Annotated in this window: 25 protein-coding genes; 12 read left to right on the top strand and 13 right to left on the bottom strand. The window is 66.9% G+C overall.

Annotated features, from left to right (window positions below):
- Positions 1-41: 41 nt before the first annotated feature.
- From P2G67_RS08925 to ptsN, 8 genes are all read left to right on the top strand, one after another.
- Positions 42-650, top strand: a complete 609-nt coding sequence (locus P2G67_RS08925) for a ribonuclease D (RefSeq protein WP_275822162.1) — start codon at positions 42-44, stop codon at positions 648-650.
- 309 nt (positions 651-959) lie between these two features.
- Positions 960-1970 carry a KpsF/GutQ family sugar-phosphate isomerase gene (locus tag P2G67_RS08920; RefSeq protein ID WP_275822210.1) on the top strand — a complete coding sequence of 337 codons (1011 nt, stop codon included), beginning with the start codon at positions 960-962 and terminating at the stop codon, positions 1968-1970.
- An 11-nt stretch (positions 1971-1981) separates the two neighbouring features.
- The gene (lptC, locus tag P2G67_RS08915) at positions 1982-2632 is read left to right on the top strand and encodes an LPS export ABC transporter periplasmic protein LptC (protein ID WP_275822161.1); all 651 of its coding nucleotides are present in this window, start codon (positions 1982-1984) and stop codon (positions 2630-2632) included.
- Positions 2629-3483 carry an LptA/OstA family protein gene (locus P2G67_RS08910; protein WP_275822159.1) on the top strand — a complete coding sequence of 285 codons (855 nt, stop codon included), beginning with the start codon at positions 2629-2631 and terminating at the stop codon, positions 3481-3483. Before lptC ends, P2G67_RS08910 begins: the two co-directional genes overlap by 4 nt.
- Before the next feature lie 47 nt (positions 3484-3530).
- On the top strand, positions 3531-4274 hold the full coding sequence (gene lptB / locus P2G67_RS08905; RefSeq protein ID WP_275822208.1) for an LPS export ABC transporter ATP-binding protein: 744 nt from the start codon (positions 3531-3533) through the stop codon (positions 4272-4274).
- 8 nt (positions 4275-4282) lie between these two features.
- The gene (gene rpoN / locus P2G67_RS08900) at positions 4283-5725 is read left to right on the top strand and encodes an RNA polymerase factor sigma-54 (protein WP_275822157.1); all 1443 of its coding nucleotides are present in this window, start codon (positions 4283-4285) and stop codon (positions 5723-5725) included.
- Between the two features lie 191 nt (positions 5726-5916).
- On the top strand, positions 5917-6525 hold the full coding sequence (gene hpf, locus P2G67_RS08895; protein WP_275822155.1) for a ribosome hibernation-promoting factor, HPF/YfiA family: 609 nt from the start codon (positions 5917-5919) through the stop codon (positions 6523-6525).
- Between the two features lie 22 nt (positions 6526-6547).
- Entirely contained in the window at positions 6548-7012 is a 465-nt protein-coding gene (gene ptsN, locus P2G67_RS08890; RefSeq protein WP_275822152.1) for a PTS IIA-like nitrogen regulatory protein PtsN, read from the top strand.
- A 61-nt stretch (positions 7013-7073) separates the two neighbouring features.
- Here ptsN and P2G67_RS08885 read toward each other — a convergent pair whose 3' ends face one another.
- Together P2G67_RS08885 and P2G67_RS08880 are read right to left on the bottom strand one after the other, a co-directional pair.
- Positions 7074-7292 carry a DUF1150 family protein gene (locus P2G67_RS08885; protein ID WP_275822150.1) on the bottom strand — a complete coding sequence of 73 codons (219 nt, stop codon included), beginning with the start codon at positions 7290-7292 and terminating at the stop codon, positions 7074-7076.
- 80 nt (positions 7293-7372) lie between these two features.
- Positions 7373-7810, bottom strand: a complete 438-nt coding sequence (locus tag P2G67_RS08880; protein ID WP_275822148.1) for an Hsp20 family protein — start codon at positions 7808-7810, stop codon at positions 7373-7375.
- Positions 7811-8062: 252 nt separating this feature from the next.
- On the opposite strand from P2G67_RS08880, the gene P2G67_RS08875 reads away from it, so the two are divergent.
- Entirely contained in the window at positions 8063-9340 is a 1278-nt protein-coding gene (locus P2G67_RS08875; RefSeq protein WP_275822147.1) for a cobyrinic acid a,c-diamide synthase CobB, read from the top strand.
- Positions 9341-9365: 25 nt separating this feature from the next.
- On the top strand, positions 9366-10700 hold the full coding sequence (locus P2G67_RS08870) for a dicarboxylate/amino acid:cation symporter (RefSeq protein WP_275822145.1): 1335 nt from the start codon (positions 9366-9368) through the stop codon (positions 10698-10700).
- On the opposite strand, the gene P2G67_RS08865 is transcribed toward P2G67_RS08870, so the two are convergent.
- Positions 10697-11179 (bottom strand): Lrp/AsnC family transcriptional regulator, encoded by a 483-nt coding sequence (locus P2G67_RS08865; RefSeq protein WP_275822143.1) that lies wholly within the window; start codon positions 11177-11179, stop codon positions 10697-10699. The two genes, P2G67_RS08870 and P2G67_RS08865, sit on opposite strands and share 4 nt — an antisense overlap.
- Positions 11180-11322: 143 nt before the next feature.
- Here P2G67_RS08865 and P2G67_RS08860 point away from each other — a divergent pair, with 143 nt between their 5' ends.
- On the top strand, positions 11323-11577 hold the full coding sequence (locus tag P2G67_RS08860; protein WP_275822141.1) for a DUF6356 family protein: 255 nt from the start codon (positions 11323-11325) through the stop codon (positions 11575-11577).
- A 16-nt stretch (positions 11578-11593) separates the two neighbouring features.
- Here the strand turns inward: P2G67_RS08860 and P2G67_RS08855 are convergent, their stop codons facing one another.
- From P2G67_RS08855 to P2G67_RS08835, 5 genes are all read right to left on the bottom strand, one after another.
- Positions 11594-12055, bottom strand: a complete 462-nt coding sequence (locus tag P2G67_RS08855; RefSeq protein ID WP_275822139.1) for an RrF2 family transcriptional regulator — start codon at positions 12053-12055, stop codon at positions 11594-11596.
- A gap of 7 nt (positions 12056-12062) precedes the next feature.
- Positions 12063-12554 (bottom strand): dUTP diphosphatase, encoded by a 492-nt coding sequence (gene dut / locus P2G67_RS08850; RefSeq protein WP_275822137.1) that lies wholly within the window; start codon positions 12552-12554, stop codon positions 12063-12065.
- Positions 12551-13762 (bottom strand): bifunctional phosphopantothenoylcysteine decarboxylase/phosphopantothenate--cysteine ligase CoaBC, encoded by a 1212-nt coding sequence (gene coaBC, locus P2G67_RS08845; protein WP_275822135.1) that lies wholly within the window; start codon positions 13760-13762, stop codon positions 12551-12553. Before coaBC ends, dut begins: the two co-directional genes overlap by 4 nt.
- A 107-nt stretch (positions 13763-13869) precedes the next feature.
- Positions 13870-15195 carry a 30S ribosomal protein S12 methylthiotransferase RimO gene (gene rimO, locus P2G67_RS08840; protein WP_275822133.1) on the bottom strand — a complete coding sequence of 442 codons (1326 nt, stop codon included), beginning with the start codon at positions 15193-15195 and terminating at the stop codon, positions 13870-13872.
- Positions 15196-15279: 84 nt separating this feature from the next.
- Positions 15280-16905: an OpgD/OpgG family glucan biosynthesis protein gene (locus tag P2G67_RS08835; RefSeq protein WP_275822131.1), complete on the bottom strand. Its 1626-nt coding sequence runs from the start codon at positions 16903-16905 to the stop codon at positions 15280-15282.
- A 182-nt stretch (positions 16906-17087) separates the two neighbouring features.
- Between P2G67_RS08835 and P2G67_RS08830 the strand changes: the two genes are divergently transcribed.
- A complete protein-coding gene (locus P2G67_RS08830) occupies positions 17088-17780 on the top strand; it encodes an RluA family pseudouridine synthase (RefSeq protein WP_275822129.1) in 693 nt (230 codons plus the stop codon).
- 25 nt (positions 17781-17805) lie between these two features.
- Here the strand turns inward: P2G67_RS08830 and P2G67_RS08825 are convergent, their stop codons facing one another.
- The 5 genes from P2G67_RS08825 to rplT all read right to left on the bottom strand — a co-directional run bounded on the left by P2G67_RS08825 (position 17806) and on the right by rplT (position 24386).
- Positions 17806-18777: a ketopantoate reductase family protein gene (locus tag P2G67_RS08825; protein WP_275822127.1), complete on the bottom strand. Its 972-nt coding sequence runs from the start codon at positions 18775-18777 to the stop codon at positions 17806-17808.
- Positions 18778-18796: 19 nt separating this feature from the next.
- A complete protein-coding gene (locus P2G67_RS08820) occupies positions 18797-20329 on the bottom strand; it encodes an inorganic phosphate transporter (RefSeq protein WP_322099669.1) in 1533 nt (510 codons plus the stop codon).
- 32 nt (positions 20330-20361) lie between these two features.
- Positions 20362-22776 (bottom strand): phenylalanine--tRNA ligase subunit beta, encoded by a 2415-nt coding sequence (gene pheT / locus P2G67_RS08815; protein ID WP_275822125.1) that lies wholly within the window; start codon positions 22774-22776, stop codon positions 20362-20364.
- Between the two features lie 4 nt (positions 22777-22780).
- A complete protein-coding gene (gene pheS / locus P2G67_RS08810) occupies positions 22781-23857 on the bottom strand; it encodes a phenylalanine--tRNA ligase subunit alpha (protein ID WP_275822123.1) in 1077 nt (358 codons plus the stop codon).
- Positions 23858-24008: 151 nt separating this feature from the next.
- Positions 24009-24386: a 50S ribosomal protein L20 gene (rplT, locus tag P2G67_RS08805; RefSeq protein WP_275822121.1), complete on the bottom strand. Its 378-nt coding sequence runs from the start codon at positions 24384-24386 to the stop codon at positions 24009-24011.
- Positions 24387-24399: the final 13 nt, after the last annotated feature.

Here is a 24399-nt window from a genome sequence, read left to right as displayed (position 1 = left end):
CTCGGATCAGTGCCCGAGGGCTGCCGGAAGGAACGCGCTTCGTGACCGTTACGCTCCATCAAGACGACCTGCCCGCGGATCTCACTTTCGGGGAGGCCGTTGCGGTGGACTGCGAAACCATGGGCCTCAACCTGCAGCGCGACCGCCTGTGCCTGATCCAGCTCTCCGCCGGCGACGGGAATGCCCACCTGGTGCAATTCCGTGGCGGCTATGAAGCCCCCAACCTGCGCCGGCTGCTGGCCGATCCTCAGGTCACCAAGATCTATCACTTCGCACGCTTCGACGTCGCTGCGATCGAGCGCTATCTCGAAGTCACCGCAGCCCCCATCTACTGCACCAAGATCGCCTCCAAGCTCGTGCGCACCTTCACCGACCGCCACGGCCTCAAGGACCTGTGCAATGAGTTGCTGGGGGTCTCGCTGTCGAAACAGCAGCAGTCTTCCGATTGGGGCGCCGCCGAACTGACCGAGGAGCAGCAGCGCTATGCTGCCAGCGACGTGCTGCACCTGCACGCGCTGCGCCAGCGGCTGGACGAGATGCTGGAGCGCGAGGGTCGCAGGGAACTGGCCGAGGCCATGTTCACCTTCCTGCCCACGCGCGCCCGGCTGGACCTGGCAGGTTGGGACGAGATCGACCTCTTCGCCCACTGAGACCGCACGAGAACCGGCTGCGGCATATTCGGTACGGGGCTAGACCGGATCGGTCTACATCAAAGAGATAGAGCCGATTCACGTCTCTGTTCGGATCGCTTCGCGAATCCGATCTGAGACGATTGGCTCTAAGCGGCACTTTCGCGCTTGCCTTTGACCGGATAGTTTAAGCGAATCGTCAAACGTCTTGTCATTGCTGTGGTGCGAGCCACCTAAGAAAAGCCTGGGCGGCAGTCCGTACAGCCTTTCGCAAAAGGCTATGGGCAAGGCGCTGCCTCGGAACTCGAGCGGTAGATGTACATGAGCACAATGAACTATGCAGAGCAGGCTGGCGCCCCAGCCACCGGAACGGCTGCCGCCGGAACGGCTGCCGCCGACCTGGAATCGGCGCGGCGCACGCTGGCAACGGAAGCTCGCGGGCTTGAGACCCTCTCCCAGTCCCTGGGCGAGGCCTTCGTGCAGGGTGTGAACGTCCTGCAAGCAGTCCAGGGTCGTGTCATCGTCACCGGCATGGGCAAGAGCGGGCACATCGGCTGCAAGATTGCAGCCACGCTTGCCTCCACCGGCACACCGGCACAGTTCGTCCATCCTGCCGAGGCCAGCCACGGCGACCTGGGCATGATCACCCGCAAGGATGCGATCATCGCCCTGTCCAACTCCGGCAACACGCCGGAACTGGGTTCGGTGATCGCCTACAGCCGGCGCTTCGAGATCCCCCTGCTCGCCATCACCGCCAAGCAGAACTCCATCCTGGCGGAAGCCTCCGACGTGCTGTTGCTGCTGCCGCCGGTTGAGGAAGCCTGCCCCATGGGCTTGGCGCCCACCACCTCCACCACGGTCACTCTTGCCCTGGGGGATGCGCTGGCCGTGGCGCTGCTTGAGCGGCGTGGCTTTACGCCGGAAGACTTCAAGGTCTTCCATCCGGGCGGCGCCCTCGGCAAGCGCCTTGTGCGGGTCATCGACGTGATGCATGGCCCGGCTGAGATGCCGGTATGCAGCCCCGATACGCCGATGAGTGAAGCCATCCTTCTTATGACCGCGAAAACCTTTGGCGTCGTCGGCGTGCTCAATGAGGACGGCGCCTTGGCCGGGGTCATCACCGACGGCGACTTGCGCCGCCACATGGGTGACCGCCTGCTTGCCCAAGCGGCGGGCGACGTGATGACCGGGCATCCGATCACCATTCATCCGGGCGCCCTGGGCGCCGAAGCCCTCAAGATCATGAACGCCAAGCGCGTCACCTGCCTCTTCGTCGAGGAAGGTGGACGGCCGGTGGGCTTGGTGCGCCTGCACGACCTGCTGCGCGAGGGTGTCGCCTGAACAGCCGCGCCATGTCAGCAGAGACGCCCCCCGCCCCCCACCGCCCCAAGCCCCATGACATGGGGCGGCGGCGGCTGGTTGCGCTGGGCAAGCTCGTGGTCCCGACGATCGGCGCACTGGTGATTGCCGCCCTGGTGGCGCTGCCCCTGCTGCGCTCCGATCCTCTGGACGAGCCGCCTGAGGCCGCTCAACGCGAAGACGGCGCGGTCGATCTCTCGGCAGGCGTCATCGCGCCCCGCTTTGCGGGACTGGACGGACAGGGCCGGCCCTTCACGGTCACCGCCTCCACCGCCGACTTTGCCACCGAAGACCAGCGCTTCGTCCGGCTCGATCGTCCCGAAGGAGATCTGACGCTCTCCGACGGATCCTGGGTGGCTATCACCGCGGCGCGGGGGGTGTATGACCGGGAAGATCAGTTGATGCAGCTGGCGGAGGAGGTCACGCTGTTCCACGACGAGGGCTTCGAGGTGGTAACCGAAAGCGCCTGGCTCGACATCCCGGGCGGCCGGGCTGAGGGTCACGATCCCGTGCAGGGTCAGGGCCCGGTCGGTCATATCGCCTCCGAGGGCTTCCGAATCGAGGAACGAGGGGCAAAGGTTGTCTTTACCGGCCGGTCCCGACTACTACTGTATGAAGAACCACAAGAGGGGGACCTGCCATGATACGTGCGCCTGCGAGGCTGTTGCTCGGGCTGTGCCTCTCCCTCCTCCTGGCCGGGCAGGCCTTGGCGCAGGCCACCTTCAGCGATGGCGGTTCCCTGGAGATCACCGCCGAGGAAGGCATTGAGTGGCAGCGTGAGGAGCAGGTCTACCTTGCCCGAGGCAACGCCGTGGCCCGCCGGGACGACATGACGGTCCGCGCCCAGGTGCTTGCGGCGCACTATCGCCGCGACGACGAGGGGCAGGAACGCATCATCCGGGTGGAGGCCATCGGCGGCGTCATCGTCGAAACCGCCAATGAACGGGTGACCGGCGACCGTGCAATCTATTATGTTGAGGAACGGTCGTTTCGCATCACCGGGGACGATCTGCGCCTGGAGACCGATACGGAAGAGGTCACGGCGGAGGAAAGCCTGGAGTACTTCGAGGCGGCCGAGGGCGGCCCCCTAGCCGTGGCGCGCGGCAACGCCGTGCTGCGGCGGCCGGCTGAAGGCGAGGAAGTGCGTGGTGATGTGATATCCGCGCGTTTTTCCGGCACAGACGGTCCAAGCCGCGACAGCCTGGTCGAGGTCCAGGCAGAAGGCGGTATTGAGGTGAGCAGCGACAGCGTCGTTGCCCGGGGTGCGCGCGGGGTCTACTACGCTGCAGAGCAGACAGCCGTGCTGGACGGCGACGTGAAGGTGACACGTGGCCAGACGCAGTTGAATGGCGAACGGGCCGAGATCGACCTGCGCACCGGCGTCAGCCGGCTGCTTGCCGGCGAGGGAACGCCGGTCCGCGGCCTGCTGTCCCAAGATGACCTGCCCGGCGAGGATGCGCCGGGGGACGAAGCTGCTGAAGGGGAGAGCGAGTGACACCCGATCTGCACAGCCCGCAAGGCACGGACGCCAAGGTAACGCCCTTGCCGCGCGCGGTGCCGGAGGCACGCGGTCTGGAAGCCGTATCCATCGGCAAGTCCTTCTCCGGGCGCATCGTGCTGCGCGATGTGACGCTGCGCCTGCGCCGCGGCGAAGCGGTCGGTCTGCTCGGGCCGAACGGCGCGGGGAAGACCACCTGTTTCTACATCATATCGGGACTGCTGGCGCCGGATGCGGGCTATGTGGCACTGGACGGGCAGGACGTGACCGACCTGCCCATGTACCGGCGCGCACGGCTCGGCATCGGTTACCTGCCTCAGGAAGCCTCGATCTTCCGCGGCATGACGGTGGAGCAGAACATTCGCAGCGTGCTGGAGGTGGTCGAGAAGGACCGCGGCTGGCGCCGGCAGCGGCTGGAACAACTGCTCGACGAGTTCTCCATCACCCATCTGCGCCGCTCCCCTGCCCTGGCGCTCTCCGGCGGTGAGCGGCGGCGCTGCGAGATCGCCCGGGCCCTGGCCGCTGATCCGCGCTTCATCCTGCTGGACGAGCCTCTGGCGGGGATCGACCCCATCGCCGTGGCCGACATCCGTGAACTGGTCCTGCACCTCAAGGATCGGGGCATCGGGGTGCTGATCACCGATCACAATGTCCGCGAGACCCTCGATATCGTCGATCGCGCCTACATCATCCACGACGGGCGCGTGCTGATGGAAGGGCGGCCGGACGAGATCGTCGAGAACCCCGACGTGCGCCGGGTCTACCTGGGCGAACGCTTCAGCCGCTGATCGCCCCTATGCCGCCACGTCACAGCCTGGTTCTGCGCCCCACGCAAAGCCTGGCCATGACGGCGCGCCTGCAGCAGGCGATCAAACTGCTGCAGTTCTCCCAGAGCGAACTGGAAGCCTTCGTCGACGCGGAGTTGGTCGATAACCCTCTGCTCGAGCGGGCCCAGGATCTGTCCGATGCCGGCGAGGCAGGTGACCGACTCGAAGCAGTGCAGACACTGCCCACGGAGCAGGCATCGCAACAGCCCCCGGACTGGTCGGACTGGGACGAGTACCGGAACGAGGAGCCCTGGTCACCCCAAGACCGCGCCGCGCCAGCAACCGCCGGAGTGGAGTCCGACTGGTCCCTGGAACACCTCCCGCAGCCAGACGTCGGCTTGCGCGAGCACCTCCTGGAGCAGCTCCGACTGGAACGGCTTAGCCAACGAGAGTCCACTCTTGCAGCAGCGCTGATCGATGCCCTGGACCCCGACGGGTACCTGCGCGCTGAACTGCCTGAACTGGCCGCGGACCTCGGCTGCGCCCCGGCAGATCTGGAAGCTCTTGTCCCACGCCTACAGGAGCTGGAACCCAGTGGCGTCTTCGCCCGGTCGCTGCAGGAGTGTTTCGCGCTGCAGCTTGCCCGGCTCGACCGGCTGGACCCGGCCATGCAGACGCTGCTGGACAACCTGCCACTGCTTGCCGAAGGCCGCTGGTCGCGCCTGCAGTCGCTCTGTGGCGTCGATGTGGACGACCTGAACGAGATGGTGAGCGAACTGCGCCGGCTGGACGCCGCCCCGGGCCACGCCTTTGCTGCGCCATCTCCCGAAACCCTGATCCCCGAGGTGCTGGTGACCCGCGATGCGACGGGCATCTGGCAGGCAAGTCTCAATCCCGAAGGCCGCATCCAGGTGAGAGTGGACGCCTCCGCCTATCGCCAGTTGGTACGCCGCTGCCGCACGGCAGGCGACCGCAACTATCTTTCGGAACGCTATCAGGCTGCCCGCTGGCTGGAACGCAGCCTGCAACAGCGCGGTGACACGCTGCTGCGAGTCGCCAACGCACTGGTCGGCACCCAGCAGGACTTCTTCGAGCAGGGCGCCTCCGGACTGCGCCCCCTCACCCGACGTGAGCTCGCCGAGAAACTGACGCTGCACGAATCCACCGTCAGCCGGGCCATCGCCAACAAGCACCTGGCCTGTCCGCGTGGCACCTTCGCGCTCAGCTATTTCTTCACCACGGCGATTGCCGGCGCCGAGGGCGATGCCCACGCGGCCGAGAGCATCCGACAGCGGATTCGCAGTCTGATCGAGGGGGAATCGCCTGAGGCAATCCTCAGCGATGAGGCCCTGGTGGCCCTGCTCAAGCAGGATGGCATCGAAATCGCCCGGCGCACCGTGGCCAAATACCGAGAAGCAATGAACATTCCGACATCGCGACAACGCCGGCGTCAGGCCCGGCTAGCCGGATGACCGGTCGATTATGCTTTTTCCGGCTTGCAGCCCGCAGAGTGCGGGTCGATATTCAGAGGACCGGAGGCTTCCTGCGAAGGGGTGGCAGGGGGAGTTGACACCCTGAGGGGGCGAACCTATGGTCCGGCCGCTTGCGAACAGGCCCCCCTGAGCGAGGGGAGATGCCGGGCTTCGGAGCCGAGGAAAGATAAATGCAGTTGTCGGTTAAGGGACGGCATGTCGATACGGGCGATGCCTTCCGTCAATACGCCTACGACCGCCTGAGTGGAATCCTGGACAAGTACTTTGGCGATGCCATAGAGGCCAGCGTCACGCTGTCCAAGGATGCCTTCCTCTTTCGTGCGGCCTTATCAATCCACGTCGGCCGGGGCCTGCTGCTGCAGGCGACGGGCGAAGCGCAGGACGTGCATCCTGCCTTCGACATGGCGGCGGATCGTCTTGCGAAGCAACTCCGGCGCTATAAGCGGCGTTTGCGCGACCATGGGCGTACACCGGCCACAGTGGCGGACGTGCTCCCGGCGCAGCAGTACATCCTCGCACCCGAGGATGCTTCAGAGGAAGAGGCTGCTGAAGAACCGGACGCCAAGGAGTCCCTGAACGGCGACCAGCCACTGGTCGTCGCGGAAATGCAGTCCGAGGTGCCCAATCTGACGGTGGGCGAAGCGGTGATGCGCATGGATCTGGCAGATCAGCCCGCGCTGCTGTTCCAGAACCGGGCGCACGGAGGGATCAACATGGTGTACCGCCGGAACGACGGAAACATTGGGTGGATAGATCCTCTTGGAAATCGCGACGGCTAAACGGCACGCCGGGATCCGTACAATGGAAATCGCCGATATGCTCAGCCCTGAAGGGGTGATTCCGGCGCTGCGCGTTACCAGCAAGAAGCAAGCCTTGCAGGAACTGGCGCGGCGGGCGGCCGAAGTCGTTCGCCAGCCGGAGCGCGCCATCTTTGAGGTGCTGGTTGAACGCGAACGCTTGGGAACCACGGGGGTGGGGAACGGCATTGCCATTCCGCATGGCAAACTGGCCGACCTCGACCGGCTTCACGCGCTCTTTGCGCGCCTGGAGACCCCGGTGGATTTCGACGCCATCGACGAGCAGCCGGTGGACCTGGTGTGCGTGCTTCTGGCGCCCGAACAGGCTGGGGCGGACCATCTCAAGGCCCTGGCTCGCGTGTCTCGGCTGCTGCGCGACCGCAGCGTCTGCGAGAAACTGCGTGGCAGCGACAGCCGAGATGCCATCTACGCGCTTCTGACTGAACCCGCGAACAGCCGCGCCGCCTGATCACATCCGGGCCACAGCCCCGCACGGAAGACCGGCGGGGCTGGGCCGAATGCGGTGCGAGTCAGTGGAGACTGAGCGGCTCCATGTCGTGCTGGCGGATGGCGGCGAAGGCAAGCGCCTGACTGGCCGCCACGGCTATCTGCGTGCCGTCAGCGGCGAAAATGGCGTACAGCTCGCCATCCTGATTCTCAGACTTGCGTACGTACGCGACCTGATTGACGCCGACGCTGGCGAAATCGGCCGGTGAGATGTGACGCAGTGTTTGAAGTCTGTCCTGCATGATTCAACTCCTCTGAGCGACCGCCGCTTTCCCGCATCGCGGCCAAGGCGGCGATCCATCCAAAAAACCGATCTATCTGTTCAAGTGAGGGCCTTGCTGCCGGTTCCGCTGCGCTCGATATCGATGCGGCGAACCACCGGCTCTTCGATCGGGCGGCGCAGATCGATGTGTAACAGGCCGTTGTCCAGGCGCGCCGACTCCACCTCGATGCCGTCTGCCAAGACGAAAGCCCGCTGGAACTGGCGCGCGGCAATGCCGCGATGGAGGAAGACCCGATCTTCCGACTCCGGCTCCTGGCGGCCGCGTATCACCAGCTGGTTGTTCTCGATTTGAACGCTGAGCTCAGCCTCGGAAAAGCCGGCAACCGCGAGGGTGATGCGCAGGTGCCCATCATCGATCTGCTCAACATTGTAGGGGGGATAGCCGTCCCCGGTGCTCTTGTTCATACGATCCAGCGCACGCTCAAGCTGATCGAATCCGAGCAGCAGGGGAGAATTGAACAGGGTTGCGCGACTCATCAGGCCTCCTCGAAATGAGCAAGGTCATCACTATCCACCCGCGTCCCTTACGGCCCGCCGGTGGCGAGCGACCCGAGAACCGGCGTCGCCTGAATGATAAATGGTAAGACCGCGCTGCCTGGTCAAGCATCGGCAGGCCGCCACCGCACCTGGCCAATCGCTCTCGCCGGGCACCAATCCGCTGTGCTATGAAGCCGCATGCCCTCCAATCAGCCTTCCCAACCCACCGGCACAAGGGAGCCGGGTGGTCTCGTGATCGCGGCCCCCTCGTCAGGCTGTGGCCTGACCACAGTCTGCGCCGCCATACTGCACGCCCTCTGCCAGTCAGGACGGGACGCAGCGGGCGCCAAGGCGGGCCTCGATCCTCGGCCAACCTTGCTGCAGAGCCGGGCGACCGGCCGTGGCGCCTACAATCTTGATACCTGGGCCATGCGCCCGCAAACCCGCGCCGCGCTGCTGGCGGATGCCTATGGCGATAGTGATCTACTGCTTATCGAGGGCAGTGCCGGCCTCTTTGACGGCGATGCTGCTGGCCTGGGCGCCACGGCGGACCTGGCTGAGGAACTCGCCCTGCCCGTGGTGCTCCTGATCGACGCCCAGGGCCTCACTCATTCCATCGCCCCCCTGCTCGAGGGCTTCGCCCGCCACCGCAGCACACTACCAATCGTGGCGGTCATCCTGAACCGCGTGGCTGGGCCCACGCATGAGAAGGTGCTGCGCCAGGCGCTGCAGTCGAGCGGCGCACCGGTGCTGGGCGCCATTCCGGATACGCCGGAACTCGCCATCTCCACAGCGTCGGAGGCTTTCCTGGATGGCGCCGCTGCCGTGGTCGCGCGCAGCCTGGACCTCTCCGCCCTGGCCGCGCTTGCGCAGCCGGTGCCACTGCCTGCGGAGCCGGCGGAGGACCCGGGGCTGCCGGCGCCCGGGCGCCACCTCGCCATCGCCCGAGACGAGGCCTTTGCCCCACTCTATCCCCACCTGCTGGACGCCTGGCGGGCCCAGGGCGTCGAGCTCTCCTTCTTCTCGCCGCTGGCCGACGAGGCGCCCGCCCCCACTGCCGATGTCATCTGGCTGCCCGGCAGTCCCGCTGTCAGCGGCCTGGCGCCGGAAACGTTCGACAGGCTGGTGCAGGCTAAAGCCTTCCGGACAGGGCTGCAGGCCGCCGCGGCGGACAGGCGGCATATCTACGGCGAGGGCAGCGGCTTCATGCTGCTCGGGGAAAGCCTGCTCGACAGCAAGGGCCTGGAGCATCCGCTGCTGGGTCTGCTGCCGCTGCGCTTTGCCCTGCCCACCCGGCGCACGCTGCCGGGCCGTCAGGCCCTGACTCTGTCCAGCCCCGGTCTCTGGGGCGAGTTTGGCACCAGGCTGCGCGCCTGCGCCTGGGAGGATGCGGTCCTGCGCTGGCAGGGCCTCGGCGAGCCGTTGTTCCAGGCCTTCACTCCTCATGGCGAAGCGCTGGGGCCAGCGGGTATCGCACGGGGCAGCGTCGCCGGCTCCCTGCTGCGGCTCGTGGACCGAAACACCCTTTGACTGAACCACGACGGATGCCAAAAACGTGAGCGACAGCTATCCCCTGTCCGCGGGGCAATTGCACCAGCAGCGCTTTCGCCTGCGCGCCTGGATCCGCACACGCCTTTGGGCGCAGGTGCTGATCGGTCTCCTGGCGGGCCTTCTCGTCGGCACCCTGCTGGGCCCGGATGTGGGCCTGCTGGAACCGGACACTTCGGAAGCCGTGGGCGGGTGGCTCGCCCTCCCGGGGCAGCTCTTCCTCGGCCTGATCGCCATGGTCCTGGTGCCGCTGATCTTCACCTCGATCGTGCAAGGCCTCACCGGGGCGGAGTCGGGCGCCGAACTGAAAGCCGTCGGCCTGCGCCTTGCGGGCTTCATCATCGCGACCACCTTCATGGCCGCGGGCATCGGGGTCGGCCTTGCCCTCTGGCTGCAGCCGGGCGCCGGCATGGCCGCCCTGATGCCCCCGGCAGCCGTGCCTCCATCGGCTGAAGCCGCGCCCTTCACCGGCGCCCAAGCACCGGACATCATCGCCGGCATCCTGCCCACAAACCCCACGGCGGCCATCGCCCAGGGCGACATGCTGGCGGTGGTCGTCCTCGCCCTGTTGGTGGGCATCGCCGCCACCCAGGTCAGCCGCGAGCGCGCAGAACCCTTCCTCAAGGTGCTCGACGCGCTGCTCTCCATCGCCATGGTCATCGTGAAGTGGGCCATGTTCCTGGCACCCTTCGCCGTCTTCGGCCTGATGGCGCAGCTCGTCATGCGCATCGGCCTGTCGAGCCTGGCGGCCATGTCGCATTATGTGGGCACGGTGCTGCTGGGCCTGGCGCTACTGATGCTGCTCTATCTCACCCTGGCGGCGCTGTTCGGCGGTCGCGGGCCGCTGACCTTCCTCAAGGCCGCGGGCGGCAACCTGCTCCTGGCCTTCTCGACCTCGAGTTCGTCGGCCGTGATGCCGGTGACCATCGACACGGCGGTCAACCGCCTGCACGTGCCCGCCAACATCGGCAACCTTGTCGTGCCCCTGGGTGCGACCATGAACATGGCCGGCACCGCGCTCTATCAGTCGGTGGCGATCCTCTTTCTGGCGCAGATGTCGGGGATCGACCTATCGACGGGGCAGATGGTCGTGATCGTGGTGACCCTGGTGGCCTCCTCCATCGGTGCCCCGGGCACGCCGGGCGTCAGCATCGGCATCCTGGTCAGCGTCGCCGCCGCCTTCGGCATCCCGGCCGAGGGCCTGGTGATCATCCTCGGCGTCGACCGCATTCTGGACATGTCGCGCACCACGGTGAACGTGACCGGCGACCTCACCGCCTGCCTGCTGTTCCGCGGCACCACGGTCAGTCCCGAAGCCGGCCCGGCAACGTCCCGCGCTTAACGGGTGGGGGCGTAGTCCAGCGGCACGGCGGTGGTGTACTTGATCTGCTCCATGGCAAAGGCCGAGGAGACTTCCGAGAGGTCGGCCACGGCGATCAGGCGCTTGTAGACCGCATCGTAGGCGGCGATGGAGGGCACCTGCAGCTTTAGCAGGTAGTCGGTGACGCCGCTCATCCGATAGAACTCCACGACCTCGGGAATGGCGGCCGCGCCCTTGGCGAAGCGCTCCAGCCAAACCGGATCGTGCCGGTCGGTGCGCACCATGACGAAGACCGTCACACCGGCATTCAACTTTTCCGCATCAAGCAGGGCCACCCGTTTGCGGATCACGCCGGCCGCCTGCAGTGCCTGTACCCGCCGCCAGCAGGGCGTCGTCGACAGCCCCACGCGCTCGGCCAGTTCGGCAAGCGAGAGTTCCGCATCCTCCTGCAGCAGCGCAAGGATCTTCAGATCATGAATGTCGTAGAATTCTTTTCTCATTCAGGCGTAATCCAGGAACATTATCCCGGTACTGCAGCATCGCCTGCGAAAGAACGCAAACCCTTTCCCGCCACAGAGGGATAGGCTTCCTCTGCATCGGGTCGAGAGACCCCCAAGCGTCAAGGCAGGAGGCTTCGCAGAGCATGAAATCGCTGTTCACCGACCACCCGGCTTCGGTCGGGGAGAGCTATTTCGAGCACATGGGCCAGGCGCTCTCCTTCGCCGGGCCGCTGTTCGTCGCGTCGCTCGCCTGCCTCGTGCACGCGGTCTTTCCCTTTCTCTGCGTGAAGACCGGCAGCCGCGCAGTGACCCGCCTGCACCAGCGCATGGTCACCCAGCGCGACCGCCGCCCCGACCCCGCTTCCCAGCACGGCACTCTGGCCGCCAAGGACGCGTAATCGACCTATCAGAAACTTAGGCCTGTCCGCCGCTCATCGCCGGGTCGAGAGGGTCCCGCTCGATGCCCGACTGCTGGGCCTGGAGGCAGAGTCGCTCGACAGTGAGAGTATCGAAACGCCCCATCATCTCCTCCTGCATCTCCAGCCAGAGGGGGCGCACGACGCGCTGGCCGATTTCCGAGCCTTCCGGCTCCAGCAGCGGGTCGGGCGTGCCCTCGAGCTGGCGCACGATACGGATGATCTCTCCCACCGAGATGCTCTCGCTCGCCCGGGCTAGGCGATAGCCGCCGCGCGGCCCACGCTGGCCCTGCAGCACCTTGTGATGCACCAGATGCTGCAGGACCTGCTCGAGGTAGCGCCGGGGAATGCCCTGGCGCCGAGAGATTTCGCTGGAGCGGACCAGGCCTGCATCGGCGTGGAAGGCGATGTCGACCACCGCCTCTATGGCGAAGAGCAGCTTCTTGGAAAGGCGCAGCATCGCCGGTTCACTCCCCGCCAGTCGTGGCGAGATTGCCGACGCCAGTAGAGCCGAAGCCACCGCTGCCGCGCAGAGTGTCCTCCAGGTCGGCCACCTCCTGCCACTGCACCGGCAGATAGCGCGCCACCACCAATTGCGCGATGCGCATGCCGCGCTCGACCTTGAAGGGCTCCGGGCCATGGTTGATCAGGACGGCCTTGATCTCCCCGCGATAGTCCGCGTCGATCGTCCCCGGCGCATTGAGCAGGGTGATCCCATGCTTGAGCGCCAGGCCGGAGCGCGGGCGCACCTGGCCCTCCGTGCCCGGCGGCAGGGCGATTGCCAGCCCCGTGGGAACCGCCTGCCAGGCTCCGGACTCGATCACCAGCGGCGCCTCCACGGCGGCCAGCAGGTCGAGACCGGCGGAGTCCGCGGTGGCTGCCTGGGGCAAGGGGAGATCTGCGGCGTGGGGCAGACGACGAATGGCAACGGCCACAGCAGACGCGCGCTGTTCGCTCATGAGCGCGCGCTCCCGGCAAGCTGTTCTGCAATGCGCTCGACCAGGCGCCGGGCCACGGCTTGCTTATCCAGTTTGGGCCAGGCTTCCGCCCCCTGTTCGTCGATCAGGGTGATCTGATTATCGCTGCCGCCGAAGGTTCCGCTGTCCGGCCCGACATCGTTGGCGAGGATCCAGTCGCAGCCCTTGCGCTGGCGTTTGGCGGCGGCATGGCTTGCCACCTGCTCCGTCTCCGCGGCGAAACCGATGAGCAGTCGCGGGCGATTTCCCTCCGCCTTACTCAGAGTCGCGAGAATATCGGGGTTCTCCGCCAAGGTGAGTTCGGGCAAGCGCCCAGCCTCCTTCTTGAGCTTCTGCTCCGACAGCCCGGCGACGCGCCAATCGGCCACGGCCGCGGCGCAGACAGCGATGTCCACCGGCAGGGCCGCCATGCAGGCCTCCAGCATTTCCTGGGCGCTCTCCACGTGCACCACCTCCACGCCCGGCGGGTCCGGCAGTGTAACGGGGCCGCTGACCAGCAGTGTCTGTGCACCGGCAGCCGCCAGGGCCTCGGCAATGGCGTGTCCCTGCCGGCCGGAGGAGCGGTTGGCGATGTAGCGCACGGGGTCGATGGGTTCGTGGGTCGGGCCGCTGGTGACCAGGGCGCTGAAGCCCTGCAAAGGCTTGGACTGATCGAACGACGCCTCGATGGCCGCCAGGATCTCGGCCGGCTCGGCCATGCGGCCAGGCCCGAACTCGCCGCAGGCCATGGCACCCTCCCCCGGCCCGACGAAGGCAACGCCGCGGGCGCGCAGTGTCGCGAGATTGGCCTGGGTTGCCGGATGCTCCCACATGCGCACGTTCATGGCCGGCGCCGCCAGCACGGCCTTGTCCGTGGCCAGCAGGGCGGTGGTTGCCAGATCATCCGCCATGCCGGCGGTCATCTTGGCCAAGAGGTCGGCGGTGGCCGGCGCCACCACCAATAGATCGGCATCGCGGCTGAGCTGAATGTGGCCCATCTCGGCCTCGTCGGTCAGCGAGAAGAGCTCGCCGTAGACTTTGTCCTCGGTCAGGGCCGAAAGCGAGAGCGGCGTCACGAACTCGCCGCCGGCGCGGGTCAGGATGCTGCGCACCGATGCGCCGCGCTCGCGCAGGCGGCGCACCAGTTCCAGGGACTTGTAGGCCGCGATCCCGCCGCCAACGATCAGGAGGATGCGTTTGCCCTGCAGCATCGCTCAGCCCAAGACCCCTTACTGAAAGCGCAACTTCGCCCGCTGCGAGCAGTCTTTCACTGCCTTCCCGGCGAAACAAGCAGAGAAAGCCCCGTCGCCTCGCCTGGTCAGTCGTCAAGCACCACAGCGCGCAGGTCGTAGGCATCTGCTTCAACCACGCGGGCGCGCACGATCTGGCCCGGTTCCACCCAGTCGGCATCGTCCAGATAGATCGCGCCGTCGATCTCCGGCGCATCGGCGTAGCTGCGGCCCACCGCCCCCTCCTCGTCGAGGGCATCCACCAGCACCTCCAGGACCTGGCCCACCCTGGCCTGCTGCTTGGCGGCGCTGATGGCCTGCTGCTTGGCCATGAAGCGATCCCAGCGCTCCTGCTTGATCTCTTCAGGTACCGCACCTTCGAGTTCATTTGCGGAAGCGCCGCTGACGGCCTCGTACTTGAAGCAGCCGACGCGGTCGAGCTGGGCCTCGTCGAGCCAGTCGAGCAGGAGCTGGAAATCCTCCTCGGTCTCCCCGGGGAAGCCGACGATGAAGGTCGAGCGGATGACGAGTTCCGGGCAGATCTCACGCCAGCGGGCCAGCCGCTCCAGCACCCGGGCGTTGTTGGCCGGGCGACGCATGGCCTTCAGAACCTTGGGGCTGGCGTGCTGAAAGGGAATGTCCAGGTAGGGCAGGATCTTGCCCTCGGCCATCAGGGGGATGACCTCCTCCACGTGGGGATAAGGATAGACGTAGTGCAGTCGAACCCAGATGCCGAGATCGCCGAGCGCGCGGCAGAGGTCGGTCATGTGGGTGCGCAGCGGCTGCCCCTGCCACTCGGACTCGGCGTGGCGCAGGTCAAGGCCATAGGCGCTGGTGTCCTGGCTGATCACCAACAGTTCCTTGACCCCGGCATCGGCCAGACGCTTGGCCTCCCAAAGCACCTCCTTGATCGGCCGGCTGACCAGGTCGCCGCGCAGCTGCGGGATGATGCAGAAGCTGCAGCGATGATTGCAGCCTTCAGAGATCTTGAGATAAGCGTAGTGGCGCGGCGTCAAGCGCAGGCCTTCGGGCGGGACCAGATCGACGTAAGGGTCGTGCGCCGGCGGCGCCACCTCGTGCACCGCCTCCATCACCGCCTCGTACTGATGCGGCCCGGTGATCGCCAATACCTCGGGGTGACGCTGGCGGATCATCTCCGGCTCCGCGCCCAGGCAGCCGGTCACGATCACCCGACCGTTCTCCGAAATGGCCTCGCCAATGGCATCCAGCGATTCATCGCGCGCAGAATCGAGAAAACCGCAGGTGTTCACCAGCACCAGGTCAGCGCCCTCGTAGTCAGCGGAGATGTCATAGCCTTCGGCGCGCAAGCGCGTGACGATACGCTCACTGTCGACGAGCGCTTTCGGGCAGCCGAGACTGACGAGCCCGACGCGGCGGGCGGCGGTGGCGGACATGGCGGAACTCCGGGTAAAAGCAGGCCCGGGAAGTATCGCGTCCGCGCAGCCGACGCAAGGAAAAGCCGGTTGCTCCGAGCGCTATCAGCCCCGTCCCTCGGGCAGGAATTGATAGAGCCAGGTTTCGGTGAGGGTTCGATCCTCATTACGCAAATAGAGCCGCAGCTCCACGGCATCGGGCGTCTCTTCCGACAGGTCGAGGTCGAAGTGCGCCCGCCAGCGTTCGGTGCCCGGCACGCGTTCGGCGTAGATGTAGGAGAGTTCCCCGCGGCTGGCCTCGACCTCCACCTCCACCTTCGCATCAAGAGAAAGCTCCGGCAGGGCACCGCCGGCAAACTCGACGACGAACTTGGTCACACCCTCCGGCCGCGGCTGCCCGGCCTGCCCGCCGCGTCCCATGCGAGTGGCCACGCAGCGGCCCAGTGCGCGAGCCGGGAAGGGCTCGTCCGCCGCCCAGTAAAGACGATAATCGAAGCTGAGCGCATCCCCGCCCTGGGGCGTTTCGCCGGGAACCCAAAAGGCGACGATGTTGTCGTGAATCTCGTCGTCGGTGGGAATCTCCACCAGTTGCACCGCGCCGGTGCCCCAATCGCCCAAGGGCTCGACCCAGAGGCTGGGCCGGTCCTGATAGCGCACGCCGTCCAGATAGTGCTCGCGGTTGCGATCACGCTGCATCAGGCCAAAGCCACGCGGACTGGCGTCAGCGAAGGCGGCGACGCGCACTTGAGTCGGATTGTTGAGCGGCCGCCAGATCCGCTCGCCACTGCCGGTCCAGAGCTGCAGACCGTCGCTGTCGTGCACCTCCGGACGCCAATCCTCGCGGAAGCGCTTGTCATACTCCGAGTACCAGAACATGGAGGTCAGAGGCGCGATGCCCAGCCGCTCCACCTCACTGCGCAGGAAGAGCCGCGCCGAGACTTCCATCTCCACGTGCTCCTTGCGCCAGCAGAGGAAGCGATAGGCGCCGGTGACGCTGGGACCATCGAGGAGGGCATAGACAACGGCCGGCTCTTCCGGGTCCTGCGGACTTTCGATCCAGAAGGCGACGAACTCCGGAAACTCTTCGGCTTCCGACGCAGCCACATCGACGGCCAGCCCGCGGGCCGAGAGGCCATACTGGCCCAACTCGCCGATCGCCCGGAAGTAGGAGGCGCCGAGAAAGGCAAGCCAGTCTTGGGTGCGCCAGTCGGCCCGGCCGTTCTGCTCCTGAAAGCGGAAGCCGGCAAAGCCCGCGTCCTCCGGCAGGTCCCGGGCCGGGCTGTCCTCAGGCATCTCGAAGTCGCCGGAGCGATAGAGGATCTCCCGAGCCTGCCCTTCCTGCAGCAGGTGCATGCGCACCGGCCGGGGAAAGAACTGGCCAAGATGGAAGAAGGTCACGGGATAGCGCCCTGGGCCTTCGGCATGGGGCACACGACCGGGGCGAAAGCGCAGCCGGCCGTGCGCGTCGTAGTCGATCTGCTCGACCACCTCGGGCGCGACGACGCTTCGCTCCTCGAAATCCTGCTGCGCCATCTGCTGTGCGCGTTCCACCAACCCCTCAAAAGAGAAGTTTTCGGCCTCACCCAGCGTCAGCTCCGGCGCCGATTCCTGCAGCTCGCCGTTCTGTGCCAGCACAGCGCGGGGCAAGAAACCAGCGCCGGCCAGGAAGCTCGCGGCACCGCTGGCCGAGAGGAGAGTGCGGCGTGAGAAAGCGGCAGAAGTCGAGGTCATTGAGCAGTCATCCAGCTGTTGTGGAGCAGGCAGCGCGACAGGACAGCAGCGCCGGGCACCGCAGATAGGTTCCGCGCCCCACCACTACCAGAGGTGAGGCATGTCAGCTTCGTGACCGTGGTGGGACCAAGGCGCGCCACGGCAGGGCTTGACGCCACGGCGGCAGCGCAGGAGAGAAGGGCATGGCGCTGCCCGATCTCTCCAAACGTCTGCTCTACCGTGACGGCCTGCTGCTGGTGATCGATAAGCCGGCCGGGATCGCCGTGCATGCCGGGCCCAGCGGCGGCCTTTCGCTGGAGGCCGGCTTCGATGCCTTGCGCTTCGGCCTGCCCCGCCCGCCGGCCCTGGCCCACCGCCTGGACCGCGACACCAGCGGCTGCCTTGCCCTGGGGCGTCACCCCAAGGCCCTGCGCAAGTTGGCGGCCCTGTTTCGCGAGGGTCGGGTGGAAAAGGTCTACTGGGCGCTGGTGATGGGCGCACCGCCCGAGCCTGAGGGCCAGCTCGATCGGGCCCTAGAAAAGATGTCGAGTCGCGAAGTCGGCTGGCGCATGCGCCCGGCGGACAAAGGTGGCTTACAGGCCAGCACCCGGTGGCGAACTCTGGGCAGCGGCGGTGGGCTGAGCTGGCTGGAGCTGCGCCCTCTGACCGGCCGCACCCATCAGATCCGGGTGCACTGCGCAGCATTGGGTTGCCCCATCCTCGGCGACCCGGTCTACGCCACCACCCGTCCGCCTGCGGGGCTACGCCTGCATCTGCGCGCGCGCAGCCTGCGCCTGCCGCTCTATCGCAGCAAGGAGCCTGTCGCGGTGACCGCGCCGCTGCCGGACGACATGGCCGCGACTCTGGCGGCGCGCGGGTTCCCGCTCAACCAATAGCAGCGCTGAGGCGACGTAAGCCCCCTCAGGAGATGGCGAGATCGGCGCGCAGGCGCGCCAGGGCCAGCACGGTTTCAAGCGTGGGTGTGTCGAGGGACAGGCGGCGACCCAGTTCGACCACGACTCCCAGCAGGGCCTCGACCTCGATGCGCCGGCCGGCTTCCAAGTCCTGCAGGCTCGAAGGCTTGAAGTCGCCGAGCTTGCAGGCGATGGCGAAGCGCTCCTCAACGCTCATGCCGAATTGGACGCCCAGGGCCTCACCCACCTGCTGCGCCTCACGCATCATTTGTTGCAGGAGTGTCGCCACCTCGGGCCGCTCCGTCATCTGCCGCACGGTCCCACCGGTCAGCACGGCAGCAAGGTTGAGGGAGAGGTTGCCCCAAAGTTTGACCCAGATGGCATCGCGAATGCGCGGGTTGAGTTCTGCCGGCAGGCCGGCCGTAGTGAAGGCCTCCACCAGCCGGAGTCCGCGCTTCGAATCACGGCCGTTGGGCTCGCCGATCAGGTAGTTGCCGATCTGCGTTACATCGACCAGGCCGGAGGGCTCGACTGCGGCCGCGATGTAGAGGACGCAGCCCAGTACCCGCTCCGGCGACAATCCACTCCAGAGCACCCCGCCGGGATCGACGCTTTCCAGGATCTGACCTTCCCAGGCCCCGCCAACACCATGATTGTACCACCAGGGAAGTCCGTTCTGCGCGGCCAGCAGGACCGTTTCCGGCCCGCAGAGCGCACCGACACCCTCCACCACCGCCGGCAGGGAGTGGGCCTTCAGCGCCAAGATGACAGTGTCCTGCGGCCCGAACTGGGCCGGATCGTCGCTGACCGGCAGGCGCGTCCTGCTCTCCCGCCCCTCGACGCGCAGCCGCAGCCCTTCATCGCGCACCTGCGCCAAGCGCTGCCCGCGAGCGATCAGCACCACCTCATGCCCGGCATCCGCCAGCTTCGCGGCCAGCACACTGCCCACCGCGCCGGCGCCGTAGACCGCTATGCGCATTGCCGTCTTTCCGGGATCATCAGATCAGATCGCCCAGGCCGACCCAAAGCAGAAGCCGGGCCAACACCGCGGCCAGGAGGGCGCTGCAGGGAACGGTGATAATCCAGGCGGCTGCAATGGTGAAGACATGCGACCGGCGCACGAGATAGCGCTTGCGCTGCTTTTCTGCCTTGGCACGCAGCTTCGCCATCTCCACGGCACCGCGGTCTTCTATGGGCATGGCGTCGGGCGGCGGATCCATGCGGAAAATCCGGGCGCGTTTGCTGGGCTCACGCTCCTGATTGGCGAAATATTCGCGCAGGAACCCGACGCCGAAGAGCGCGCCGATGGCCGTGTGGGTCGAACTGACCGGCAGCCCTAGGGCCGAGGCGATGATCACAGTGATCGCGGCGGACAGCGTCACACAAAAGGCGCGCACGCGATTGAGCTTGGTGATCTTGGAGCCGACGGTGCGGATCAGCTTCGGCCCGAAGAGTGCCAGGCCGACGGCAATTCCCCCGGCACCCACCAACAGGATCCAGAAGGGCAGCACCACCTCGCCGCCGGCAACGCCACCCCTGAGCGCGGCGTGGATCGCCGAGAGCGGGCCGATGGCGTTGGCGACATCGTTGGCGCCATGGGCGAAGGACAGCAGCGCCGCCCCGCCGATCACCGGGATGGTGAAGAGATCGCCCAGGCTGTAGGTGCCGTCCCCGGTCCGCGCCAGCTTGGCCTGGACCCGCGGACGCACCAGGAAATAGGTCGGCACGGCCAGGAGCAGGCCCACCGCCAACGCCATCCAGAAGGAGACGGGCAGCACCTGATTCAAGCCCTTCATCATGAGGTACGCTGAGAAGGCACCCACCATGATGGCCACGAGCAGAGGAACCCGAAGCGCCGCCGCGGAAAGGCGGTCCGGCGCATCGTAGACCGAGCGCTTGAGGTAGGCGAGAAAGCCGGCGGCGATCGCGCCGCCCATGACCGGGGAGACCACCCAACTCGCCACGATGCTGGCCACCACCGACCAGTCCGCTACGCCCAGCCCCGCCATGGCCACGCCGCCGCCCAGCACACCGCCCACAACCGAGTGGGTGGTAGAAACGGGCGCATTCAGCCAAGTCGCGAGGTTGATCCAGAGCGCCGCGGCAAAGAGCGCAGCTATCATGGCAATGACGAAGTGCTCGGTTCCGGGCATGCGCGAGGGGTCGATGATGCCTTTCGACACCGTCTCGACCACATCGCCGCCGGCGATGATGGCGCCCGCCGCCTCGCAGACGGCCGCGATCATCACGGCCACGCCAATGGTGAGCGCTCGCGAGCCCACCGCCGGCGACATGTTGTTGGCCACGTCGTTGGCGCCGATGTTGAGTGCCATGTAGGCACCCACGACCGTTGCTCCCACCGCGATGGCCCAGACGCCGCTCACGCCAACCTGAAAGGCGGCGAAGATTGCCGCGGCCACCAGGAAGAGCAGGGCCAGGCCGAACGGCACCAGGCTGCGGGCGAAATCCTGCGCCCCGTACTCCATGCGGGAGAGGCGCTTGAGATCCTTGTCGAGTTTCGTCTTGGCCAAGCGTCGCTCCGTTTGCCTCTACGGGAGCCTGATCAACCGCGCAGGCTGCCGCCGGTTGCCTTGGTAACCTGTTGTACGATCTTTGCCGAGACCGCTTCCAGTTCCGCCTCGGTCAAGGTCTTGTCCCGCGGCTGCAGAGTCACCGCGAGCGCTAGGGACTTGCTGTTCTCCGGCAAACCCTTGCCACGATAAAGATCAAAGACCTCGACCTGTTGGATGAGCTGCTTGTCAGCACCCTTCGCCGCACGCACCGCCTTTTCCGCCGGGACAGCCTCGTCTACCACGAAGGCGAAGTCCCGCACCACCGGCTGGAAGGCCGGCAGGTCGGCCGGCGGCTTTGCCTTGCCGCCCTTCTGCTTTGGCTGCGGCAGGGCGTCCAGGAAGACCTCGCAGGCCACCACCGGGCCGCGGGCGTCGAAGGCGCGCAGCACGCGCGGGTGCAGTTCCCCGAACCAGGCCAGGACCTTCGGGCCAAGACGCAAGGCCCCGGAGCGGCCGGGATGATACCAGGCCGGCGCATCGGGCGAGACCTGGAGGTTGGCAACCGGCGCCCCCAGAGCTTCCAGCACACGCTCGGCATCGGCCTTGGCATCGAAGGCGTCTACGGGCCGCGCCCGGTCCAGCCAGTGGCGGGAGATCGCCTGCCCGGCGCGCAGGGCCGCTGCCACGCTGGCCTGATCTTCAGGGGCGGTCCCGCTGTACTGCGGCCCGATCTCGAACAGGCCCACGTCGGGATAGCCGCGATCGGCGTTGCGCGCGGCCGCCTCCAGCAGGGTCGGCAGCACCGAGGGGCGCATGATATCTAGGTCGCTCGAGATGGGATTGTCGAGACGCAGCGCCTCATTTTCCCACCCGAAGGCCCGCGCCTGGCGCTCGGCCACGAAGGAGAAGGTCACCGCCTCTTCCAACCCGGCCCAGGCCAGCGCCGTGCGCGCTGCCGCGCCCCGCTTCTGGGACAGGTTGAGGGCGGCCGTCGGCAGGCTGCTCTCTCGCGGTAGGGAGACGGCGGGAATGGACTCGTAGCCGTTGAGGCGCAGCACCTCTTCCACCAGGCAGGCCTCGCCCTCAATGTCGCGGCGCCAGGTCGGCACACGGCAATCGAGCGTGCCTTCCGCGCTCTCCGTCACCTCGAAGCCCAGTGTGGTCAGCAGCGCCTGCTGGCGTTCGCTGGGTACGTCGACACCGCCAAGTTCCGCCACGCGACCCGGCCGCAGTGAAACCCGCCGCTCCTCGGCGGGCAATTCACCGGCCGAGACGGTGTGGCTGGCCTCGCCGCCGCAGAGTTCAAGGATGAGGCGCGTGGCTACATCCACGCCCCAGGCTGCGCTTTCGGGGTCCAGCCCGCGCTCGAAGCGATAGCGGGCATCGGAGTGGATGCCGAGGCGACGGCCGGTAAAAGCCACCATGATGGGATCGAAGAGCGCCACCTCGAGGAAAACATTACGAGTTTCCTCGGTGCAGCCGGAGAGCTCACCGCCCATGATGCCGCCGATGCCTTCCGGCCCCTGCTCGTCGGCGATGACCAGGGTTTCCGGATCGAGCGCGTAGGTTCGGCCGTCCAGCGCCAGGATCTCTTCGCCGTCGCGCGCAAAGCGCATGGTGGGATGACCCTTGACCTTGTCGGCGTCGAAGACGTGCAGCGGACGGCCGAGGTCGTAGGTCACATAGTTGGTGATATCCACCAGCGCGGAGATCGGCCGCAGCCCGATGGCCTTGAGCCGCTCCTGCAGCCAGCGCGGGCTCGGACCGTTGGTGACTCCACGGAAATAGCGGCCTGCCACATAGGGGCAGGACTGTTCCCACTCGGCCGGCAGGTCGCGCCGCCATGCGAGCGGGCTGTCGAAGCTCCCCTCGCTCGGCGACATGAGGGCCGAGGGTTTCAGGCGCCCCAGTCCCGCCGCGGCCAGGTCGCGCGCCACGCCGCGCACGCCCAGACAGTCGGCGCGGTTCGGCGTGATCGCGATCTCGATTACCGGATCGTCGAGACCCTGCAGGCTGGCGAAGGATTGCCCCACCGCGAGTCCCTCGCCCGCTCCCAGGTCGATGATGCCCTCGTGATCGTCGGACAGGCCAAGTTCGCGCTCGGAAACCAACATGCCGTTGGATTCGACGCCGCGAATGACGCCCTTCTTCAGATCGACCCCGGTGCCGGGGACATGGCTGCCGGGCGGGGCGAAGACGCCCCACATGCCGGTGCGGGCATTCGGCGCGCCGCAGACCACCTGCACCTCGCCCTCAATCGTCTCCACACGGCAGACGCGCAGGCGATCGGCATCGGGGTGCGGCTCGGCAGCAAGCACGCGCGCGACGGTGAAGGGTCGTAAAGCTGCGGCGCGATCCTCAACGCCTTCGACCTCGAGCCCCAGCATGGAGAGCTTCTCGACAATCTCCTCCAGGGAGGCCTCGGTCTCCAGATGGTCCTTCAACCAGCTCAGCGTGAATTTCATGACGTCACAGCCCCCGCACCATGGAGGGCACTTCCAGCGGCAGGAAGCCGAAGTGCCGCAGCCAGCGGATGTCGCTCTCGTAGAAGGGGCGCAGGTCCGGCATGCCGTACTTGAGCATGGCGATGCGCTCGATGCCCATGCCGAAGGCAAAGCCCTGATAGCGCGTCGGATCGATGCCGCAGTTGGCCAGCACCTTGGGATGCACCATGCCGCAACCGAGAATCTCCAGCCAGTCCTTGCCCGGACCGATGACGAGCTGCCCCTTTTCCCGTGAGCAGCCGATGTCCACCTCGGCCGAAGGCTCGGTGAAGGGGAAGTAGCTGGGCCGAAAGCGCACCGGCAGGTCGTCAACGCCGAAGAAAGCGCGGCAGAAGTCGATCAGCGTGCCCTTCAGATGCCCCATGTGCGTCTTCTCGTCGATCACCAGGCCCTCGACCTGGTGGAACATGGGGCTGTGGGTCGCATCGCTGTCGGCGCGGTAGGTGCGGCCGGGCACGATGATGCGGATCGGCGGCTTGGTGGTCTGCATGTGCCGGATCTGCACCGGCGAGGTGTGGGTGCGCAGCACCGGGCGCTCGCCGCTGCCGTCAGCCGGGGGCTTTAGGTAGAAAGTATCGTGATCCTGGCGCGCGGGGTGCCAGGCTGGAATATTGAGGGCTTCGAAGTTGTGGAAGTCGTCCTCGATGTGCGGACCTTCCGCCACGGAGAAGCCCATCTCGCCGAAGATCGCGATCAGCTCGTCGATGGTGCGGCTGAGCGGGTGCAGGTGGCCCACGCTCTGGGCGCGGGACGGCAAGGAGACATCGACCCGCTCCTCACCCAGGCGCGCTTCGAGCGCCTCTTCCTCGAGCACGGCCTTGCGCGCCTCGATGGCGCCGGCCAGCGCCTCCTTGACCTGATTGAGCGCCTGGCCCCGAGCCTTGCGTGCCTCGGGGTCGAGCTGACCCAGCGTCTTCATCCGCTCGGTGACCAAGCCCTTCTTGCCAAGCGCACGCACGCGCAACGCGTCAAGCGCGGAGAGGTCCGGCGCCTGCTCGGCGGCCGAGAGCAGCTCGGCCTTCAGACTGTCGAGATCGTCCATGGACTTCCTTCCAGCATCGCCTCAAGAGGCATTGCGGGTCTGTCCCCGCGGCGCCGACGAGGGGCCGGTGGAAAGGCCGGAACCGGACTGCCGCGCCGCGGGGCCACGACAGTCCGGAGCAGGGACAGGGAAGAGCGCGAAGCCCGGAGGCTCAGGCCTTGGCCTGAGCAGCCTCGGCGAGCGCGGCCTGTGCCTGCTCGACCAGGCTGGCAAAAGCGGCCGGCTCGCGCACCGCAAGATCGGCCAGGACCTTACGGTCCACCTCGATGCCGGCCTTGTGGATGCCGTTCATGAACTGCGAATAAGTCAGGCCATGCTCGCGCGAAGCGGCATTGATCCGCTGGATCCACAGCGCACGGAAATCGCGCTTGCGCACACGGCGGTCGCGATAGGCGTACTGCAGAGCCTTTTCAACGCGCTGGACTGCGACGCGATAGACGTTCTTGCCGCGGCCGCGATAGCCCTTGGCCTGCTTGATGATTTTCTTATGAGCGGCATGGGCGGTCGTGCCGCGCTTGATGCGTGCCATTGTCTTTCTCCGC

Origin of the sequence: Aquibaculum arenosum (assembly GCF_029222965.1) — a bacterium.
GTDB classification, from domain to species: Bacteria; Pseudomonadota; Alphaproteobacteria; order Kiloniellales; family DSM-21159; genus Aquibaculum; species Aquibaculum arenosum.
This window is presented reverse-complemented; position numbering and strand designations above follow the sequence as displayed.

Coding starts and splice junctions, on each gene's coding strand:
- P2G67_RS08920 (WP_275822210.1), top strand. CDS start 960: ATGAACTATGCAGAGCAGGCTGGCGCCCCAGCCACCGGAACGGCTGCC.
- lptC (WP_275822161.1), top strand. CDS start 1,982: ATGTCAGCAGAGACGCCCCCCGCCCCCCACCGCCCCAAGCCCCATGAC.
- P2G67_RS08910 (WP_275822159.1), top strand. CDS start 2,629: ATGATACGTGCGCCTGCGAGGCTGTTGCTCGGGCTGTGCCTCTCCCTC.
- rpoN (WP_275822157.1), top strand. CDS start 4,283: ATGCCGCCACGTCACAGCCTGGTTCTGCGCCCCACGCAAAGCCTGGCC.
- hpf (WP_275822155.1), top strand. CDS start 5,917: ATGCAGTTGTCGGTTAAGGGACGGCATGTCGATACGGGCGATGCCTTC.
- ptsN (WP_275822152.1), top strand. CDS start 6,548: ATGGAAATCGCCGATATGCTCAGCCCTGAAGGGGTGATTCCGGCGCTG.
- P2G67_RS08885 (WP_275822150.1), bottom strand. CDS start 7,292: ATGCAGGACAGACTTCAAACACTGCGTCACATCTCACCGGCCGATTTC.
- P2G67_RS08880 (WP_275822148.1), bottom strand. CDS start 7,810: ATGAGTCGCGCAACCCTGTTCAATTCTCCCCTGCTGCTCGGATTCGAT.
- P2G67_RS08865 (WP_275822143.1), bottom strand. CDS start 11,179: ATGAGAAAAGAATTCTACGACATTCATGATCTGAAGATCCTTGCGCTG.
- P2G67_RS08860 (WP_275822141.1), top strand. CDS start 11,323: ATGAAATCGCTGTTCACCGACCACCCGGCTTCGGTCGGGGAGAGCTAT.
- P2G67_RS08855 (WP_275822139.1), bottom strand. CDS start 12,055: ATGCTGCGCCTTTCCAAGAAGCTGCTCTTCGCCATAGAGGCGGTGGTC.
- dut (WP_275822137.1), bottom strand. CDS start 12,554: ATGAGCGAACAGCGCGCGTCTGCTGTGGCCGTTGCCATTCGTCGTCTG.
- coaBC (WP_275822135.1), bottom strand. CDS start 13,762: ATGCTGCAGGGCAAACGCATCCTCCTGATCGTTGGCGGCGGGATCGCG.
- rimO (WP_275822133.1), bottom strand. CDS start 15,195: ATGTCCGCCACCGCCGCCCGCCGCGTCGGGCTCGTCAGTCTCGGCTGC.
- P2G67_RS08835 (WP_275822131.1), bottom strand. CDS start 16,905: ATGACCTCGACTTCTGCCGCTTTCTCACGCCGCACTCTCCTCTCGGCC.
- P2G67_RS08830 (WP_275822129.1), top strand. CDS start 17,088: ATGGCGCTGCCCGATCTCTCCAAACGTCTGCTCTACCGTGACGGCCTG.
- P2G67_RS08825 (WP_275822127.1), bottom strand. CDS start 18,777: ATGCGCATAGCGGTCTACGGCGCCGGCGCGGTGGGCAGTGTGCTGGCC.
- pheT (WP_275822125.1), bottom strand. CDS start 22,776: ATGAAATTCACGCTGAGCTGGTTGAAGGACCATCTGGAGACCGAGGCC.
- pheS (WP_275822123.1), bottom strand. CDS start 23,857: ATGGACGATCTCGACAGTCTGAAGGCCGAGCTGCTCTCGGCCGCCGAG.
- rplT (WP_275822121.1), bottom strand. CDS start 24,386: ATGGCACGCATCAAGCGCGGCACGACCGCCCATGCCGCTCATAAGAAA.